3 protein-coding genes are annotated in these 2,575 nt (G+C 38.7%); all 3 read right to left on the bottom strand.

Annotated elements, in window-relative coordinates:
- The coding region (locus L876_RS21955; RefSeq protein WP_156029443.1) for a hypothetical protein at positions 1-286 on the bottom strand (286 nt) is incomplete at its 3' end.
- Positions 287-296: 10 nt separating this feature from the next.
- Positions 297-905: a hypothetical protein gene (locus L876_RS0116225; protein WP_028764756.1), complete on the bottom strand. Its 609-nt coding sequence runs from the start codon at positions 903-905 to the stop codon at positions 297-299.
- 431 nt (positions 906-1,336) lie between these two features.
- On the bottom strand, positions 1,337-1,819 hold the full coding sequence (locus L876_RS0116220) for a hypothetical protein (protein WP_156029442.1): 483 nt from the start codon (positions 1,817-1,819) through the stop codon (positions 1,337-1,339).
- Positions 1,820-2,575 lie beyond the last annotated feature (756 nt).

Here is a 2,575-nt window from a genome sequence, read left to right as displayed (position 1 = left end):
CCCCCCCCAGAAAAGCACTCTTTCTATAATCTACATAGAAATCCACTCCGAACATTTCCAACTCAACAAAATCTCTAAAACACATCCCACGCTCAAGATAAGGATTAAGCTTTAACTTAAAGTTATAATAACTCTTATGTAGTTCGTTACGTTTAACTACAAACGAATCAAACGTAACGCCCTTTTTCAACTCCAAAGTGACAAATTCACCATCAACATAAGCATAAGCATAAGCATAAGCATTGCTAATCATTAAAAATAAAACCGCAAACAGGTATCTTTTCATATACCCCCTCCTAATAACCATTTTTCCTATACGCCTTAAATAATCTTTCAGCATCGGTACCATTAAAAAACGACCTGTTCTCATCGTAGCTCATTAAGCTACCAGTACCACCCCCTTGGTGTTGAAGGCCAAGAATATGTCCCATCTCATGCCCTGCTGACCATGAAATATCTTTTAAATACATTGTTCTTCCGGACAATCGTGCATAGCCACCAGAAGGTTGGATGCTATATGGGTTTATACACGCTCCAGGACAATTATTTATAGATATATCACCACCAGAGTCGACTAAGCTAATAGAAACTTCAACATCTAATGTATAGCCATTGGAAAGTTTTTTTCCTCTCAATCTTAATTGTTTCTCTATTGAAATGGCCGCTAGAGCAGCATCTTCCAAATTTGAGAAGTCTGTATCAGCAGTAAGGTTAATATCTATAGTATACTTTTTGTTACTAACACTTACGCCAGTCTTAATTTCCCCTCTAAATCTTTCATTAACAACTACTTCATTATCAATATTAGGAGCCTCATTACTTCCATCAGATAAAAACGAACTTTTTCCAACTTCTCCCAACGTCCTAGAGAATGCCGCACTAATTGCACCTGTCGCTGAAAGCATAAGCTGACATAGGCTGCCTCAAATTTTCAACTACTTAGCTAAATGATGTAACCATAATCTGACATAAAATATAACCATAAGCTGACAAATTAGTGTAGCCTTTTTCAGGCCATAGTTATGACATGTACTTTTACAACATCCGGAGACTTTAAGCATCACTAACAACGCTACATAACGAGTGGCAAGAACTAGCAGCGATCGATTGTGCCTGCCGCCCTAACTGGTGACACAGATCAACATTGCCCCTCAGGCAAGCACTGAACACTTCATCGATTTCACAAACCAAATTACAAGCAAGAAAAAGCCCCAAGATTATTGGGGCTCATACACAATGAAACCTAGCTCTAAATGACCAGTTTCATTGCCAACAATCATGAAAATGCCTATATGCGGGAGAGGAATGAAGTCCTTTCCCACACTATAGAAACTGATTATTTTGTACAATATAAAAGCACGTTATCAGCAATTTGTTCGTAGTGTTCAGGAGAATATCCTTCTATAAAGCTAAAAGGAGTCTCCTCTTTCATTCTAATGATTAAATGATGTCTATATCCGATTCCAAATCTTACAAAATCAACATCGTTCATTCTTACATTTCTATAGTCAATATTACTACCAATTAACTCCAATCTTAAATGTTCCCTAGCAATACCAAGCTTTCCCACATCCAGATTAAAGTTATGATTATAATCATCTATTAGTCGTAGCCCATCAGAGAAATCTACACTCACATTCTTACCATTGGCACTTTGGATTGTGTTGGTTACATAAAGCATCACTTCCTCATTACTCGCTAGCTCCCTTAAGTGGCGACAACCTTTTTGGGCGCTTGATGAGACTTTGTACACAGCTGCCGATACCACCGTAAAAATGATTGCTATAATGAAAAGTATAATTTTATTTTGAATTTTCATAGCCAAACCTTGCCCATGCTGAGCCATCTCTTATTTGAGACATATTGTGTCCAAAATCGTATAGAATGGCGTCTTTTAAATTCCAAAAAGTAACATAACTTGTCACCCTCAATTGAGTAAATCCATAGTGAGCTCCCATTGCACCGATTCCTATATAGTTTATATCGCTTCCTGCGTAAACATGTCCTCCAGGAACATAAAACTCTCTCCCACGCAGCATCGGATGAAATAGAAAAGTATCAGATGTTGCATTGAAATCGTCAAAATGCCATTCCCAATCATAAATAGGATTAGTCTTAACATTAGCGGCAAAATCTAAATGTCGCTGAAAGCATAAGCTGACATAGGCAGCTTCTAGCTTTCAATCACTTAGCACAAAGATGTAACCATATCCTGACATAAAATATAACCATAAGCTGACAAACAAGAGTAGCCTTTTTCAGCTCATGATGATGGCATGTGCTTTTACAACATCCGGATATTTTAAGAATCACTGGCAACGCGGCATAGTGAGTGGCAAGAAATAACACCGAGCAAGTACACCAGTAACAGCTCAGGCCCAAATTGCTCCAACTGTGGGCAAACACTATACACTTCGGCCACACAGCATAAATCAGGTTATAGGAAGGAGCATCATACACTATTGACCTTAGTAACGGCGTTGCCCCAAACTGCCCACCCAGCTGTCAGACACTGATCGCTTCACTGGCAAGCAGTGCTCAGACTACTGGTCACATTGCCCTGTTTCAAACAAGA

The organism is Shewanella colwelliana ATCC 39565, from assembly GCF_000518705.1.
Classification (GTDB): domain Bacteria; phylum Pseudomonadota; class Gammaproteobacteria; order Enterobacterales; family Shewanellaceae; genus Shewanella; species Shewanella colwelliana.
Note: the sequence above shows the minus strand (reverse complement) of the source record. Positions and strands in the feature narration are given on the sequence as shown.